Raw genomic sequence first — 14490 nt, forward strand, 5'->3', positions numbered from 1 at the left:
GGCCCTCTGCGCGGCGGATGCCCGGGAGGCACGCTAATGATCGGCAAAGTAAGTGAGCGCCGCGTTTGCGTGACGGCCGCCTCGGCAACGCAAGCAGCGGGGGCTTCACGGCGCGGCCGGGACGGGGCGACCGGCGGCCGGGGGCGAGGGGGAACGAATGCAGAGCGGTCTGAACACGGGCGACTCCGCCTGGATGCTGGTCAGCACCGCGATGGTGCTCCTGATGACCCCCGGCCTCGCCTTCTTCTACGGGGGCATGGTCCGCTCCAGGAACCTCCTGACGATGCTGTACATGAGCTACATCTGCATCAGCCTGGTCACCATCGTGTGGTTCGCCTACGGCTACGGGCTCGCCTTCGGCAAGGATCTCGGCGGCGCCGGCCTCCTCGGGTGGAGCAACTTCCTGTTCAGCGGCATCAGCCCCGGACAGGGGTACGGCCGCATCGCCGCCTACATCTTCGCCGCGTTCCAGACGACCTTCGCCATCATCACCGTCGCGCTCATCAGCGGCTCGATAGCCGGACGCGCGCGCTTCGGCCCGTGGATGGCGTTCGTCGTCGCCTGGGTCACCTTCGTGTACGTCCCGATCGCGCACTGGGTGTTCTCGCCCACCGGCTGGATCAACAAGTGGAAGGTGATGGACTTCGCGGGCGGCCTGGTCGTCGAGTTGAACTCGGGGATCGCGGGGCTGGCGCTGGCGCTGGTGCTCGGCCGCGGCGTCGCCTTCCGGCGCGGCGAGGGGCCGCGGCCGGACAACATCCCGTACGTCCTGCTGGGGCTGGGCCTGCTGTGGTTCGGCTGGTTCGGGTTCAACGCCGGATCGGCGCTGACCGACGGCGCGCTGGCCTCGCGCGCGTTCGTCAGCACGCTGATCGCGGGCTGCGCCGCGCTGCTGACCTGGCGGCTGCTGGAGTGGATCCGCTTCAAGCGGCTCACCCGGCTCGGCTCCTCCAGCGGCGCGCTGGCCGGCCTCGTGGCCATCACCCCGTCGTGCGCGTTCGTCGACGTCACCGGCGCCTTCTTCATCGGGGTCATCGCCGCCATCGTCTGCACCTACGCCGTGGAGATGAAGCTCGTGCTCGGCTACGACGACACGCTGGACGTCACCGGGCTCCACGGGGTGGGCGGCATCGTCGGGGTCCTGGCCCTCGGATTCTTCGCCACCGGCGAGCTGCGCGGAAGCCCCGGGCTGTTCCACGGCGGTTCGGTCGCGGTGCTCGGCAAACAGGCCGTCGCGGTCGTGGTCGTGGGGCTCTACAGCTTCGTGCTCACCTACCTCATCGGAACGGTCGTCGACCGGCTGTTCCGCATGCGCATGACGGACGAGGAGCAGGAACAGGGCTCCGACGCCCACTTCGCCGCGGGCTGACCCCCGCTCCGGTCCATCCCAGGAGGAAGCCATGTCCCGGACCGCCCTCGGCCTCCCGGCCCGGATCACGGCCTGCCTCTTCGACATGGACGGCGTGCTCACCAGCACCGTGAAGCTGCACAAGGCGGCCTGGAAGCAGACCTTCGACGCGTTCCTGCGCGAGCGCGAAGGACCCGGATTCTCGCCGTTCACGGAGGAGGACTACGACCGGCACGTGGACGGACGGCCGCGCGCCGACGGCGTGCGCGACTTCCTGGCCTCCCGGGGCATCCGCCTTCCCGACGGACACCCGGACGACCCGCCGGACGCCGACACGGTCAACGGGGTGGGCAACCGGAAGAACGAACTGCTGTTGTCCCTGATCAAGCGGCACGGCATCGCGGCGTACCCCGGCTCGGTGACGTATCTGCGGGCCGTGCGGGACGCCGGCCTGGCCATCGGCGTGGTCACCTCCTCGCGCAACGCGCCGGCCGTCCTGGCGGCGGCGGGCCTGACCGACTTCGTGCACGCCAGGATCGACGGCACGGTCATCGCCGACCAGCACCTGCGGGGAAAGCCGGAACCGGACTCCTACCTGGCCGGGGCGAAAGCCCTCGGCGTGCATCCCTCCGGCGCGGCGGTCTTCGAGGACGCGCTCGCCGGCGTCGCGGCCGGACGGGCCGGCGGCTTCGGCTGCGTCGTCGGCGTCGACCGCGCCCACCAGGCCGACGCCCTGCGCGCGCACGGCGCCGACATCGTCGTGAGCGATCTGGCGGACCTGCTCGACCGGCCGGCGGGTGAGGCGGAGGGCGGGGCGGCACCGTGATCAGGCATCCGGCGTTCCCCGTCGAGCCCTGGGCCGTGCGGGAGAGCCGGCTCGACCTGGAGGTGCTGGCCCAGAGCGAGTCGCTGTTCGCGCTGTCCAACGGGCACATCGGCCTGCGCGGCAACCTGGAGGAGGGCGAGCCGCACGGCGAGCCGGGCACCTACCTCGGCGGGTACTACGAGCTGCGGCCGCTCCCCTACGCCGAGGCGGGCTACGGGTATCCCGAGTCCGGGCAGACGGTGGTGAACGTCACCAACGGCAAGCTGATCAGGCTGCTGGTCGACGACGAGCCGTTCGACGTGCGCAACGGCGTCCTGCACGAGCACGAACGCGTTCTCGACCTGCGCGCCGGCACGCTGTCGCGCAGGCTCCGCTGGACCTCGCCGAGCGGCGGCCAGGTGCGGGTGTCCAGCACGCGGCTGGTGTCCTTCGCCCAGCGCGCGGTGGCCGCCATCCTGTACGAGGTGGAGGCGGTCGACGAGCCGCGGCACGTGGTCGTGCAGTCGGAGCTGGTCGCCAACGAGACCCTGGGGTGCGCGGCCGGGGACCCCAGGACGGCCGCCCACCTGGAGTCGCCGCTGGTCCTCGGGGAGAACCTCCCGGCGAAGGACGGCGTGGCGGTCATGGTCCACCACACCCGGGCGAGCGGGCTGCCGATGGCCGCCGCGATGTGCCACGAGATCGACGGGCCGGAGGACCTGCGCGTCAACGCGGCGGGCACGGGCGACGTCAACCGGGTGACGATCGCCACGTGCCTCACCCCCGGCCGGCGGCTGCGGCTGGTCAAGTTCCTCTCCTATGGGTGGTCGGCCGGCAGGTCGCGGTCCGCGCTGCACGATCAGGTCGTCGCGGCGCTGGCCGCCGCACGCCTGGTGGGCTGGGAGGGCGTGCTCGACCAGCAGCGGCGGTTCCTCGACGACTTCTGGCACGGCGCCGACGTGACGGTCGAAGGAGACGCCGAGGTGCAGCAGGCCGTGCACTTCGCGCTGTTCCACCTGCTCCAGTCGGGGGCGCGCGTACAGGACGCCCCCATCCCCGCCAAGGGGCTGACCGGAGCCGGGTACGACGGGCACGCCTTCTGGGACACCGAGAGCTACGTGTTGCCGGTGCTCACCTACACCTACCCGCGGGCCGTCGCGGCGGCGCTGGAGTGGCGCGAGTCCACCCTGCCCCTGGCGAAGCAGCGCGCCGGGCAGCTCGGCCTGGCCGGGGCCACCGTCCCGTGGCGGACGATCAACGGCCAGGAGTGCTCCGGGTACTGGCCGGCCGGAACGGCGGCGTTCCACGTCAACGCCGCCGTCGCCCACGCGGTCCTGGAGTACGTCGACGCCACCGGGGACACGGCGTTCGAGCGGGACACGGGCCTGCCGCTGCTGGTCGAGACGGCCCGGCTGTGGTACGCGCTCGGCCACCACACCGCCGAGGGGAAGTACCGCATCGACGGCGTGACCGGCCCGGACGAGTACAGCGCCGTCGCCGACAACAACCTGTACACCAACCTGATGGCCCAGCTGAACCTGCGCGAGGCGGCGGAGGCCTCCGGCCGCCATCCCGACCGGGCCGCACGGCTCGGCGTCACCGAAGAGGAGAGCAGGAGGTGGCGTGCGGCGGCGGCCGCGATGTCCGTCCCCTATGACGAACGGCTGGGCGTGCACTCCCAGAGCGAGGAGTTCACCCAGCACGACGTGTGGGACTTCGCCGCCACCAGGCCGGAGCAGTATCCGCTGTTCCTCCATTTCCCGTACTTCAATCTCTACCGTCAGCAGGTGGTGAAACAGGCCGATCTCGTGCTGGCCATGCACCTGCGCGGTGACGCCTTCACACCCGAGCAGAAGGCCCGCAACTTCGCGTACTACGAGGCGCTGACGGTCCGTGACTCGTCGCTGTCCGCCTGCACCCAGGCGGTCATCGCCGCCGAGGTGGGACAGCTCGACCTCGCCTACCGCTACCTCGGCGAGGCGGCGCTGATGGACCTCGACAACCTGGAGAGGAACACCCTCGACGGCGTTCACATGGCCTCGCTGGCCGGGGTGTGGATCGCCCTGGTCGCGGGGTTCGGCGGCCTGCGCGCGGCCCGGGGCGAGCTGTGCTTCGCCCCGCGACTGCCCCGGGAGATCACCCGGCTCGACTTCCGGCTGCGGCACCGCGGCACCCTGCTCCAGGTGAGCGTCACGGAGCAGGCCACCACCTATCGGCTCCTGGACGGCCCGCCGGCCGCGCTGACCCACCACCGCGAACGGTTCCCGCTGCGGGACGAGCCGGTCACGCTGCCCAACCCGCCGACGCCGCCACCGGATCCGGGCATCCACCAGCCGGCCGGCCGCGAGCCGCTCGCCCGCCATCCTGATCGTCCGGCCCCCGGCTCCTGAGCCACGGTGAGCGGGCCACGGCCCGGGGCGCGTTGACAGCGCAAGACGTCCGTGTTCGCATGAGGAAGCGGCGGCTCAAGCGCGGGAGACGAGGGCTTGACATGTCGCGGGCCGACCATGACGGACGTGAGCGTCCACGCGTGGGCGCGTGGCGCTCCCGGACACACTCAGGAGATCTCGTCCCGTGGACTTCGAGCCCCATCCCGGCCACGAGTTCCGCTATCTGACCCGCGCGGACGTCGTCGAGGCGGCCCGCGGCGTGGACATCGTCGGCGCGGTGGCCGAGGCGCTGGTCCTGCACGGCGAGGGCCGCACGGTCCTGCCCGAGGAGGCGTACCTGGGCTGGACCACCTCCGGCGGCGCCGCCGCCCGCTGCCTGGCCATGCCGGGCGCGCTGACCGCGGGGCCGCCGCCGGTGGTCGGCCTGAAGACGATCAACGCGAGCCTCGCCAACCCGGACCGGGGCATTCCCCGCTCCCAGGGCTTCACCCTGCTCCTCGACCCGGACACCGCCCGCCCGCTCGCCCTCATGGAGGCCGCCTACATCAGCGCGATGCGCACCGCGGCGGTCACCGCGCTCGCGGCGCGGCACCTCGCCGTCGCGTCCCCGCGGTCCCTCGCGCTCATCGGCTGCGGCACGCTGGCACGCGCCCACGCGGCCCTGCTGCTCGACACCGTGCCCACCCTCGAAGAGATCCGCGTGTACGACACCGCCCCGGGCCGCGCGCGGAGCCTGCTGGAGTTCGTCGCCGGGCTCCCACGTGGCGCGCACGTCACGGCGAAGGCGGCCGGCGCGGCGCGCGCCTGCGTGGCCGGCGCCGATCTCGTCGTCCCCGTCACCACCGTCACCGAGGGGTACATTCCGCCCGGCTGGCTGAAGCTGGGCGCACTGGTCGCGCACGTCTCCCTCGACGACCTCACCGAGGAGGCCGTGCTGGCCGCCGACCTGCTCGTGGTCGACGACTGGAGCCTGGTGCGCGACGACCCCCGGCGGCTGCTCGGCCGGATGCACCGCGCGGGAAGCCTGCTCGGCCCGCGCGGCGAACCCTGGCCCGGAGCGGCCCCGCGGCCGCGCGCCCGCAAGGTGGACGCGTCCCTGGCGGACATCGTGACCGGCCGCCACCCCGGCAGGCGCGGCGAGGCCGACGTCGTCGTCAGCAACCCCTTCGGCATGGCGATCCTCGACGTCGCCGTGGCCGATCGAGTCCACGCCGAGGCCGAGGCGCGGGGCATCGGCCGCCTGCTCGGCATCTGAGCCGGTCACCGCGCGCGCGGCGTCGCGACCGCCCCGGGTTCGCCGGGTCAGGTGTTGGCGATGAAGTCGGTGACCAGCCGGTTGAACTCGTCGGCGTGCTCGATCATCGCCCAGTGGCCGCAGCGGTTGAGGAGCACAAGGCGGCTGTCGGGGATGTTCGCCAGCAGGTACAGCGAGGTCTCGAACGGGACCACGCGGTCGTCGCGGCCGTGGATGAGCAGGGTCGGCGTCTGGACGGCCGGCAGCAGCTCCGGCTTCACCCACACCGGGAGCGGCGCGCCCTTCGGGAGGCCGGCCACGTAGTTGCGCAGGTGCTCGGGGCGGGCGAGCGCGGCGTCCGAACGCGCCTGGCACAGCTCGGGAGTGGCGAACCTGGCCTTGTCGTAGACCATGATCTCGACGAGCCGGCGCATGTTCTCCGGGCTCGCGTCGCGGTAGGCCTCGATCAGCACCTTGAGGCCCTCGGACGGCCCGTCGCCCGCGCCGAAGAGCGTGGGCATCCGGCCGACGGGCGGCCCCATGGTGACCAGGTGCGAGATCCGGCCGGGATGCTCGGTGGCCAGCCGCAGCGAGGTCTGGCCGCCCATCGAGTTGCCGACGAACGCCGCCTTCTCGATGCCGAGGGCGTCCAGGAACTGGATCGCGGCCGCCACGTGGTCGAGCCGGTCGACGGTCGCCGGGTCCGACTCGCCCCAGCCGGGCATGTCGACGGCGTACACGTGGAAGTGCCGGGCCAGCGCCTCGATGTTGCCGGCGAAGTTGCTCCACCCGGTCGCGCCGGGCCCGCTGCCGTGCAGCAGGACGACGGGGTGGCCGGAGCCCGCCTCGTAGTAGCGGAGCGTCCAGTCGCGGGTCCGGACGGTGCGCGCGATGTCGCGGGGGTCGAGGGCCATCAGTGGGACGCTCCGTTCGGCGCGGGCGCGGCGGCGGCGAGCAGCTCGGCGACGACGCCCGGGGGGCGGTGGCCCCAGCTGTGCAGCTTGTCGAGCGTTCTCACCTCCCACGTCGCGTCATCGATGATCAGCCCGCCCCAGCCGTACTCGACGCTGAAGCCGGAGGGGGTGAAGACGTAGAAGCTGAACATGTGGTCGTTCGGGTGCATGCCGAGGGTCATCTCGAACGGCCGCCCGGCGTCCATGCAGCGGTCGTAGGCCGCGCCGACGTCGCGGATGTCGGTCACCTCGACCATGAAGTGATGGGTCTTCTTCGGCGACGGCAGGTCGCCGAAGGCGACGGTGTGGTGGCGGCCGTTGCAGTGCAGGAAGATGAGGTCGGCGACCACGCCGGGGGCCAGCTCCTCGACGATGATGTCGCTGATCTTGAAGCCGAGCAGGTCGACGTAGAAGGCCAGGTAGGTCTCCCGGGAGACGCCGTGCGCCAGGAGGACCTGGTGGCCCGCGCCGCCGGCGCCGGTCACGAACCCGCCGAGCAGCTTCGCGGACGCGAACGGCGTGGCGGCGTCGGCGAGGCCGGTGACCAGCTCGATCCGGTTGCCCATCGGGTCCGTGGTGACGAAGATCCGGTCCACCTGACGGGCGGCGGCGAGGGCGTCGTCGCCTTCGGTGACCTCGACTCCGGCCGCGCGCGCCTTCTCGACCAGCGCGCCGAGCGCGGCGGCGTCCGAGACCTCGTAGCCCGTCGCCACCAGGTCGTCGGCCGGGCCGTCCTCGACGATCCAGCGGTGCGCCTTCGCGTCGGTGCGCAGCGTGAACCCGCCGGCGGTCCTCTCCCCGATCTGCATGCCCAGCAGGTCGACGCCGAAGCGCTCCCATTCCGCGAGGTCGCTCACCTCGTAGACGACGTAGCCGAGTTCCATGACTCCGGACATCGATCCTCTCCTCTTCTTCACGTTCTTCTGGTCGCGAGGGTTCTCGTGTGCGCGGGCGGGCCGCTCTCAGGCGGGCACGGCGAGGCCGCTGACGTCGGCCGCGGCGACGAACCTGTCCGGGCGGACCGCCACGGCGCGGGCGCCGTACCTGCGCAGCCAGGGCAGGAGGACCTCGTCCAAGTCGACCAGCTCGTCCGGGCCCTGCGTGTAGGCGGTCTTCGGCCGCACGGCGACGTAGCGGGCGCCGAGCGCGTCCCAGCCCGCCTTCTCCGGCTCCGTCAGCAGCGTCGCGGGGTCGACGTCGTCGCCGAGCAGCACGAAGCCGTCGCCGAGCAGCTCGTCCAGGCGTGCCATCCGGCCGACCGCGTCGCCGGCGATCGGCTGCGGGACCATCCGGCCGACGATGCTGGCGTCGCCCAGCGGGCCCCTGAGCCACCCGCCCGCGAGCACCGGCGGGGCGGTGAGCGGCGGCTCGAACGGGGTCACCGTGTCCTCGGGCACGGCGTTCATCGCCGCCTGCTCCTCCTCGGAGAGTTCCTGCTTGATGACCCGTCCGAGCTGGACGGCGAGGGCGGTGTAGAAGGCGGCGTTCGGGCGCCGCTCCGCCTCGTAGGTGTCCAGCCAGCTCTCCGGCAGCTCGCCTCTGATCACGCGGGCGAGCTTCCAGCCCAGGTCGTGGGCGTCGCGCATCCCGGTCTGCATCCCGGCGCCCGCCCACGGCGGCATCAGGTGGGCGGCGTCGCCGGCGAGGAACACCCGGCCCCGGCGCCAGGTGTCGGCCATCCGGGTGTGGTGCTTGTAGAAGGCGTGCTGGTGGATCTCGACGTCCTTCTCGGTGACGCCGAGCGCCTTGAGCAGCGGCCAGACCTCGGCGCTGGTCGGATAGTCCGCCGGGGACTCGTCGGGTTTGAGGGGGATCTCCCACCGGTGGTTGCCCGCGGAGAGCGCGATGTCGACGACCGGACGCTCCTTGTCGGACCAGAAGGTCAGGAAGTCGCGGTCGGGCCACCACCGCTTGACGCGGCAGTCGATGACCACCCAGGTGACGTCGCCCGTGTCGCCCAGCAGCCGGCAGCCCACCTGGCCGCGGACGGTGCTGCTGCCGCCGTCGGCGCCGATCGCGTACCGGGCGCGGACGGTGCGGCGCTCGCCGGTCGCGGCGTGCGTCCAGGCGACGGTGACGCCGTCCGCGTCCTGGTCGACGCCCGTGACGTCGGCGCCGTAGTGGACGGCGACGCGGTCGCCGTGCTCGCGCGCGGCGGCGCGCAGCTCGGCCTCCATCGTCGGCTGGTAGATGTTGTAGAAGCGCGGCCTGCGGCCCAGCGTCGAGGGCGGGTGCTCCACCCGCATGATCTCCGTGCCGTCGTAGGTCACCCAGCGCAGGGCCCGCTGGGGGTCGATCTTCTTCTCGATCCGCTCGTCGACGCCGAGGTTCTGGAAGATCCGCATCGTCCAGTCGTTGACGGTCACGGCCCGGGCCCGGGGGTAGAGGTCCTCGTCGCGCTCCAGGGCGACGGCGGACACGCCGTACTTGGCGAGGGTGAGGGCGGCGATCACTCCGGTCGGGCCGTACCCGACGATCGCGACGTCCGCGTCGTGGCTCTCGGTCATAGCGCTGACTCCGTGGTCTCGGGCGCAGGTGATCTGCGACACTTTTGGACCGAACGTTCGGTTCAAGTGTGTGAGGAGCTAACAACGTGCTCCGGCGACATGTCAAGAGCTTGCCCGCACCGCGGCCCGGGTGAGGAGACGGGCCACCGCCACCGGGTCCCTAGACTTCGGCGCGTGGACAAGCCCGCGCCGGAGGCGCACACCGGAAACCGCCGCGGCCGCCGGTCACGTCAGGAGATCCTCGACGCCGCGGCCCGGGTGATGTCCGTGCGCGGCTACGCCGGCACGTCGATCTCGACGCTCGTCAAGGAGACGGGCCTGCCGAAGAGCGCCTTCTACCACCACTTCGCGTCCAAGGCGGGGCTGCTCTCGGCCGTCATGGCCCAGGGGGCGCGCGGATTCTTCGACGCCATGCGCGAGGCCCACAGGAACCCGCCCGAGCACGGCGCCCCGCGCGAGCGCCTCGGCTGGTACCTGCAGAAGACCGGCGAGGTCTTCGTGCATCGGGAGGAGTTCCTGCGCCTGCTGCTCGTGCTGGTGATGAGCCGCGAGGCCGCCGAGGCCCCGGAGGCGCAGCGCACCGTGAGCGCCGTCCGCGACGAGGGGCGCGACTACATGCGGCACATGATCCGTTCGTCGTTCATGGCCGAGGGCGAGGACGCCGCGAACGCCGTCGCCGACGCCCTCGGCCACTTCGGCATGGCCGGGTTCGACGGCGCGTTCGTCTCACTCCAGTCGGAGGACGGCAAGCCGATCGCGGAGTTCATGGACCAGCTCGCCGACGCCATGGTGGCGCTCGGCGCGGCGCTCCTCGCCGCCCGCTGAGCCGGGCCCCCTGCCGCGGCACGGTCACGCGGGCCGCTGCTCGCGCGCCGCGACGATCGTGAGCGCGATGTCGACGATCATGTCCTCCTGGCCGCCCACCAGGCGGCGGCGGCCGCACTCCATGAGGATGTCCCGGACGTCCAGGTCGTACCGCGCGGCGGCGGCCTCCGCGTGGCGCAGGAAGGACGAGTACACGCCGGCGTACCCCAGCGTGAGAGTCTCCCGGTCCACGCGCACCGGACGGTCCTGCAAGGGACGGACGATGTCGTCGGCGGCGTCCTGGAGCCGGAACAGGTCGCAGCGGTGCTCGAAGTCCGAGAGGTCCGCGACCGCGATGAACGCCTCCAGCGGGCAGTTGCCCGCGCCCGCGCCGTGCCCGGCCAGCGACGCGTCCACCCGGCGGACGCCGTTCTCGACCGCCACGACGGAGTTCGCGACCGACAGCGAGAGGTTCTCGTGGGCGTGGATGCCGATCTCGGTCCCGGCGTCCAGCACGTCCCGGTAGGCGCGGACCCGCGCGGCCACGTCGTTCATCGTGAGCCGGCCGCCGGAGTCGGTGACGTAGACGCAGTGCGCGCCGTAGGACTCCATCAGCCGCGCCTGCCGGGCCAGCTCCTCCGGCGGGGCCATGTGGGAGAGCATCAGGAAGCCGGACACGTCCATGCCGAGCTCGCGCGCGGCGGCGATGTGCTGGGCGGAGATGTCGGCCTCGGTGCAGTGCGTGGCGACCCGGACGGAGCGGACGCCGAGGTCGTAGGCGTGCCGCAGTTCGCGGACGGTGCCGACGCCGGGGAGCAGCAACGTGGTGAGGCGGGCGTTCTCCAGCACCGAGGCCGCGGCCTCGATCCACTCCCAGTCGGTGTGCGAGCCGGGGCCGTAGTTGACCGACCCTCCGGCGAGGCCGTCGCCGTGCGCGACCTCGATCGCGTCGACGCCCGCCCGGTCGAGCGCGGTGACGATGCGCTTGACGTCCTCCAGGCCGATCCGATGGCGTACGGCGTGCATGCCGTCGCGCAGGGTGACGTCCTGGACGAAGATCGGGATGCCCATCAGAGGCCCGCCTTCCCTGCCGCGAGGCGCTCCGCGACCCGCAGGCCGGCGGAGGTCATGATGTCGAGATTGCCGGCGTAGGCCGGGAGGTAGTGCGCGGCGCCCTCGACCTCCAGGAAGACCGACACCTGGTGAGTGGGCGGCGGACCTCCGCCGGCGAGCAGCGTCCCGACCGGCTGACCGGCGGGGATCTCGGTGATCTGTACCTGCTGCTTGAGCCGGTACCCGGGGACGTAGGCGGCGACGTCGGCGACCATCTTCTCCACCGACCGCCTGATCTCCTCCTGCGCGTCCGGGTCCGGTGCCGTGACGAGGCAGAACACCGTGTCCCGCATGATCAGCGGCGGCTCGGCGGGATTGAGGACGATGATCGCCTTGCCGCGGCGCGCCCCGCCGACCCGCTCGATGGCGGCCGCGGTGGTCTCGGTGAACTCGTCGATGTTGGCGCGGGTGCCGGGGCCGGCCGACTTCGAGGCGATCGACGCGACGATCTCGGCGTACTCGACCGGCGCCACGCGGCCGACCGCGGCGACGATCGGGATGGTGGCCTGGCCGCCGCAGGTGACCATGTTGACGTCCGGCGCGTCGAGGTGCGCGTCGAGGTTGACCGCGGGGACGACGTAGGGCCCGATCGCCGCCGGGGTCAGGTCGATCAGCCGCCTGCCGAGCGGGATCAGCTTGGCGGCGTTCGCCTCGTGCGCCTTGGCCGAGGTGGCGTCGAAGACGATCCCGATCTCGGCGAAGCCCGGCAGCGCGATCAGCCCGTCGACGCCCTCGTGCGTGGTCGGGACGCCGAGGCGGGCGGCGCGGGCCAGGCCGTCCGACGCGGGGTCGATGCCGACCATGGCCCCCATCTCCAGGTGCCGCGCCCCGCGCAGCACCTTGATCATCAGGTCGGTGCCGATGTTGCCGGACCCGATGATCGCGACCTTGGTCCTGCTCACGAAGTCCCTCCGGTGAAGCGTGCCGTCACGGCGCCGAGCCCCGACAGCGTGGCGGTCACGGTGTCGCCCGCGGCCACCGGCCGCATCGGGCCGAGCGCCCCCGACAGCACGACCTGCCCCGCGCGCAGCGGCAGGCCGAGGTCACGGGCCGTGCGGGCCAGCCACACGACCGCCTCGATCGGGTCGCCGAGGCAGGCCGCGCCGGTCCCCGTGGAGACCTCCTCGCCGCCGGCGCGCATCGACATCACGACGTCCACCGGCTCGAACTCCTCCAGGGTGCGGCGTTCCCGGCCCAGCACGTAGGCGCCCGAGGAGGCGTTGTCGGCGACCGTGTCGCCGAAGGAGATGTCCCACCCGGCGATCCGGCTGCCGCAGATCTCCAGCGCGGCGACGCCGTACCCGATCGCGTCCCGCACCCGCGCGGCGTCGAGCGGGCCGTCGGCCAGGTCGGCGCGCAGCACGAACGCGATCTCCGCCTCGACCCGCGGCTGGAGCACCCGCGCGGCCGGGATCGCGTCCCCGTCGGCGTACGCCATGTCGTCGAAGAGGACGCCGAGGTCGGGCCGGTCGACGCCGAGCTGCCGCTGCACGGCCTCCGAGGTCAGGCCGATCTTGCGGCCGACGATCCGGGCGCCCGCGGCGAGGCGGCGCCGGGTGAGCTCGGCCTGCACCGCGTACGCGGCGGTCAGGTCGTCCGGGCCGATCAGGTCCCGCACCGGCGCGCAGGGCACGCCGGACGCGGACGCCGCGGCGAGCCGCTCGGCCGCGGCGGCGATGGCGGACTGGCTCGCGGTGGCGAGCCCGGTGCTTTCTGTCACGCTCCCCACTGTGTGGCCGGGGCAGGGCCCCCGACCAGCACTTCGTCTCGTTCAGCGATACGCTGCGAGGGTGACGGGAGCGGCTGACCTCGACACCGTGCTGGGCAAGGCGGTGACGATCCTGCGTGCCTTCCGGGCGGAGGACCGCGCCGTCAGCCTCGCCGAGCTGGTGCGGCGCACCGGCCTGCACAAGGCGACCGTGCACCGGCTGTCCGGCGACCTGGTCGCCAACCGCCTGCTCGAACGCGCCGGCGGCGGCTACCGGCTCAGCGGCGGCCTCTTCGAGCTCGGGATGCTCGCGTCGCTGGAGCGCAGCCTGCTGGAGGTGGCGATCCCGTTCCTCCAGGACCTGTACGAACGCACCCACGAGACCGTCCACCTCGGAGTGCTGGAGGGCCACGACGTGGTCTACCTCGCCAAGATCGGCGGCCACCACCAGGCCAAGGCGCCCTCGCGCACCGGCGGGCGGATGCCGCTGCACTGCACCGCGATCGGCAAGGCGCTGCTGGCGCACGCCGGCGCCGGTCTGCGGCGCGAGGTGCTGTCCGGACCGCTCGAACGGCGCACGCCGCACACCGTCGTCGCGCCGGGCATCCTGCGCCGCCAGCTCTGGCGCGTCACCGAGACCGGCGTCGCGTTCGAGACGGAGGAGTCGACGGCCGGGCTCGCGTGCGTCGCCGCGCCCGTGCTCGGACGCGACGACGAGCCGCTCGCCGCGATCAGCGTGGCGGGCCCGGTCGGCCGGTTCCGCCCCGAGACGCACGTGACGGCGGTGCGCGCGGCGGCGGCCGCCCTAGCCGCCACCCTCACCCGGCGCGCCCTGCTCGTCTGACCCGTCCAGGCCGGCGCCGTGGAGGGCGCGCGTGATGGCGTCGGTCGCGGTGGTGAGTGCGGCGATGAGCGCGGTGAGGTGATCCGGGGAGTACCGGACGCCGGGCATCGAGATCGACAGTGCCGCGATGGTGGCGCCGGCGTGGTCCCGCACCGCGTGCCCGAGCGCGACCACGCCCCGCTCGGTGCGCTCCAGGTTGAGCGCGACGCCGCTGCGGCGCACCGCCCGGAGCTCCACGCGGAGCCTCGCCAGGTCGGGCGGCTCCTCGCCGAGGTCGCGCCGATCGTCCCCGGCGTACAGGGTCTCGAGCTCCCGGTCCGAGAGCGCCGCGAGCGTGATCAGGCCGCCGCTGGCCTGGTGGGCGGGGAAGACCATGCCCTCGCGGCTGCCCACCCGCAGAGCCTGCGCGCACTCGACCGAGGCGATGAACCGGACGGTCCTGCCGGTGCGGATGCTGAGGTTGACCGTCTCGTCGATCCGGTCGACCAGGGCGCGCATCGGCCCGAGGGCCGCCGCGCGCAGCGCGCCGACGTCGGAGCGGGCACGCTCGGCGAGCGCGAGGATGGGGCCGACCCGGTAGGTCCTGTCCTCGTCCTGGACCGCGAAGTCGCGGTAGACCAGCGCGGTCAGCAGCCGGTGCGCCGTGGAGCGCGCGACGCCCAGCCGCTCGGCCGCCGCCGACACCGTGATCGCCCCATCGAGCTGGAGGATCTGCGCGAGCCTGAGGGCATGGTCGACGCTGCTCGGCGCGTAGGCCGGTGGAGTCTTCATCGACTTCGCCATG

13 protein-coding genes are annotated in these 14490 nt (G+C 72.9%); 6 read left to right on the forward strand and 7 right to left on the reverse strand.

Features of this window, described 5'->3' with window-relative positions; all coding sequences use genetic code 11:
• Positions 1-157: 157 nt before the first annotated feature.
• The 4 genes from BJ981_RS08505 to BJ981_RS08520 all read left to right on the forward strand — a co-directional run bounded on the left by BJ981_RS08505 (position 158) and on the right by BJ981_RS08520 (position 5798).
• Positions 158-1369, forward strand: a complete 1212-nt coding sequence (locus BJ981_RS08505) for an ammonium transporter (RefSeq protein ID WP_184609625.1) — start codon at positions 158-160, stop codon at positions 1367-1369.
• Between the two features lie 31 nt (positions 1370-1400).
• Positions 1401-2174, forward strand: coding sequence for an HAD family hydrolase (locus BJ981_RS08510; protein ID WP_184609627.1), 774 nt, complete (start codon positions 1401-1403; stop codon positions 2172-2174).
• Entirely contained in the window at positions 2171-4543 is a 2373-nt protein-coding gene (locus BJ981_RS08515) for a glycoside hydrolase family 65 protein (RefSeq protein WP_184609629.1), read from the forward strand. Before BJ981_RS08510 ends, BJ981_RS08515 begins: the two co-directional genes overlap by 4 nt.
• A gap of 184 nt (positions 4544-4727) precedes the next feature.
• Positions 4728-5798: an ornithine cyclodeaminase gene (locus BJ981_RS08520; RefSeq protein ID WP_239139539.1), complete on the forward strand. Its 1071-nt coding sequence runs from the start codon at positions 4728-4730 to the stop codon at positions 5796-5798.
• A 47-nt stretch (positions 5799-5845) separates the two neighbouring features.
• Here BJ981_RS08520 and BJ981_RS08525 read toward each other — a convergent pair whose 3' ends face one another.
• The 3 genes from BJ981_RS08525 to BJ981_RS08535 form a co-directional block, all read right to left on the reverse strand.
• A complete protein-coding gene (locus BJ981_RS08525; protein WP_184609631.1) occupies positions 5846-6691 on the reverse strand; it encodes an alpha/beta fold hydrolase in 846 nt (281 codons plus the stop codon).
• Positions 6691-7626 carry a VOC family protein gene (locus tag BJ981_RS08530; RefSeq protein ID WP_184609633.1) on the reverse strand — a complete coding sequence of 312 codons (936 nt, stop codon included), beginning with the start codon at positions 7624-7626 and terminating at the stop codon, positions 6691-6693. The genes BJ981_RS08525 and BJ981_RS08530 overlap by 1 nt, the downstream gene beginning before the upstream one ends.
• Positions 7627-7692: 66 nt before the next feature.
• Entirely contained in the window at positions 7693-9237 is a 1545-nt protein-coding gene (locus tag BJ981_RS08535; RefSeq protein WP_184609635.1) for a bifunctional 3-(3-hydroxy-phenyl)propionate/3-hydroxycinnamic acid hydroxylase, read from the reverse strand.
• Between the two features lie 174 nt (positions 9238-9411).
• On the opposite strand from BJ981_RS08535, the gene BJ981_RS08540 reads away from it, so the two are divergent.
• Positions 9412-10062 (forward strand): TetR/AcrR family transcriptional regulator, encoded by a 651-nt coding sequence (locus tag BJ981_RS08540; RefSeq protein WP_204070521.1) that lies wholly within the window; start codon positions 9412-9414, stop codon positions 10060-10062.
• A gap of 24 nt (positions 10063-10086) precedes the next feature.
• Here BJ981_RS08540 and dmpG read toward each other — a convergent pair whose 3' ends face one another.
• Genes dmpG through BJ981_RS08555 form a run of 3 tightly spaced genes read right to left on the reverse strand, consistent with a single transcriptional unit; the run spans position 10087 to position 12874 of the window.
• Positions 10087-11112 (reverse strand): 4-hydroxy-2-oxovalerate aldolase, encoded by a 1026-nt coding sequence (gene dmpG, locus BJ981_RS08545; RefSeq protein WP_184609639.1) that lies wholly within the window; start codon positions 11110-11112, stop codon positions 10087-10089.
• The gene (locus tag BJ981_RS08550) at positions 11112-12056 is read right to left on the reverse strand and encodes an acetaldehyde dehydrogenase (acetylating) (RefSeq protein WP_184609641.1); all 945 of its coding nucleotides are present in this window, start codon (positions 12054-12056) and stop codon (positions 11112-11114) included. Before BJ981_RS08550 ends, dmpG begins: the two co-directional genes overlap by 1 nt.
• Positions 12053-12874: a 2-keto-4-pentenoate hydratase gene (locus BJ981_RS08555; RefSeq protein ID WP_184609646.1), complete on the reverse strand. Its 822-nt coding sequence runs from the start codon at positions 12872-12874 to the stop codon at positions 12053-12055. Before BJ981_RS08555 ends, BJ981_RS08550 begins: the two co-directional genes overlap by 4 nt.
• Before the next feature lie 70 nt (positions 12875-12944).
• Between BJ981_RS08555 and BJ981_RS08560 the strand changes: the two genes are divergently transcribed.
• On the forward strand, positions 12945-13706 hold the full coding sequence (locus BJ981_RS08560; RefSeq protein WP_184609648.1) for an IclR family transcriptional regulator: 762 nt from the start codon (positions 12945-12947) through the stop codon (positions 13704-13706).
• Here BJ981_RS08560 and BJ981_RS08565 read toward each other — a convergent pair.
• Entirely contained in the window at positions 13668-14489 is an 822-nt protein-coding gene (locus BJ981_RS08565; RefSeq protein ID WP_184609651.1) for an IclR family transcriptional regulator, read from the reverse strand. The two genes, BJ981_RS08560 and BJ981_RS08565, sit on opposite strands and share 39 nt — an antisense overlap.
• Position 14490: the final 1 nt, after the last annotated feature.

Source organism: Sphaerisporangium krabiense, from assembly GCF_014200435.1.
Lineage (GTDB): Bacteria > Actinomycetota > Actinomycetes > Streptosporangiales > Streptosporangiaceae > Sphaerisporangium > Sphaerisporangium krabiense.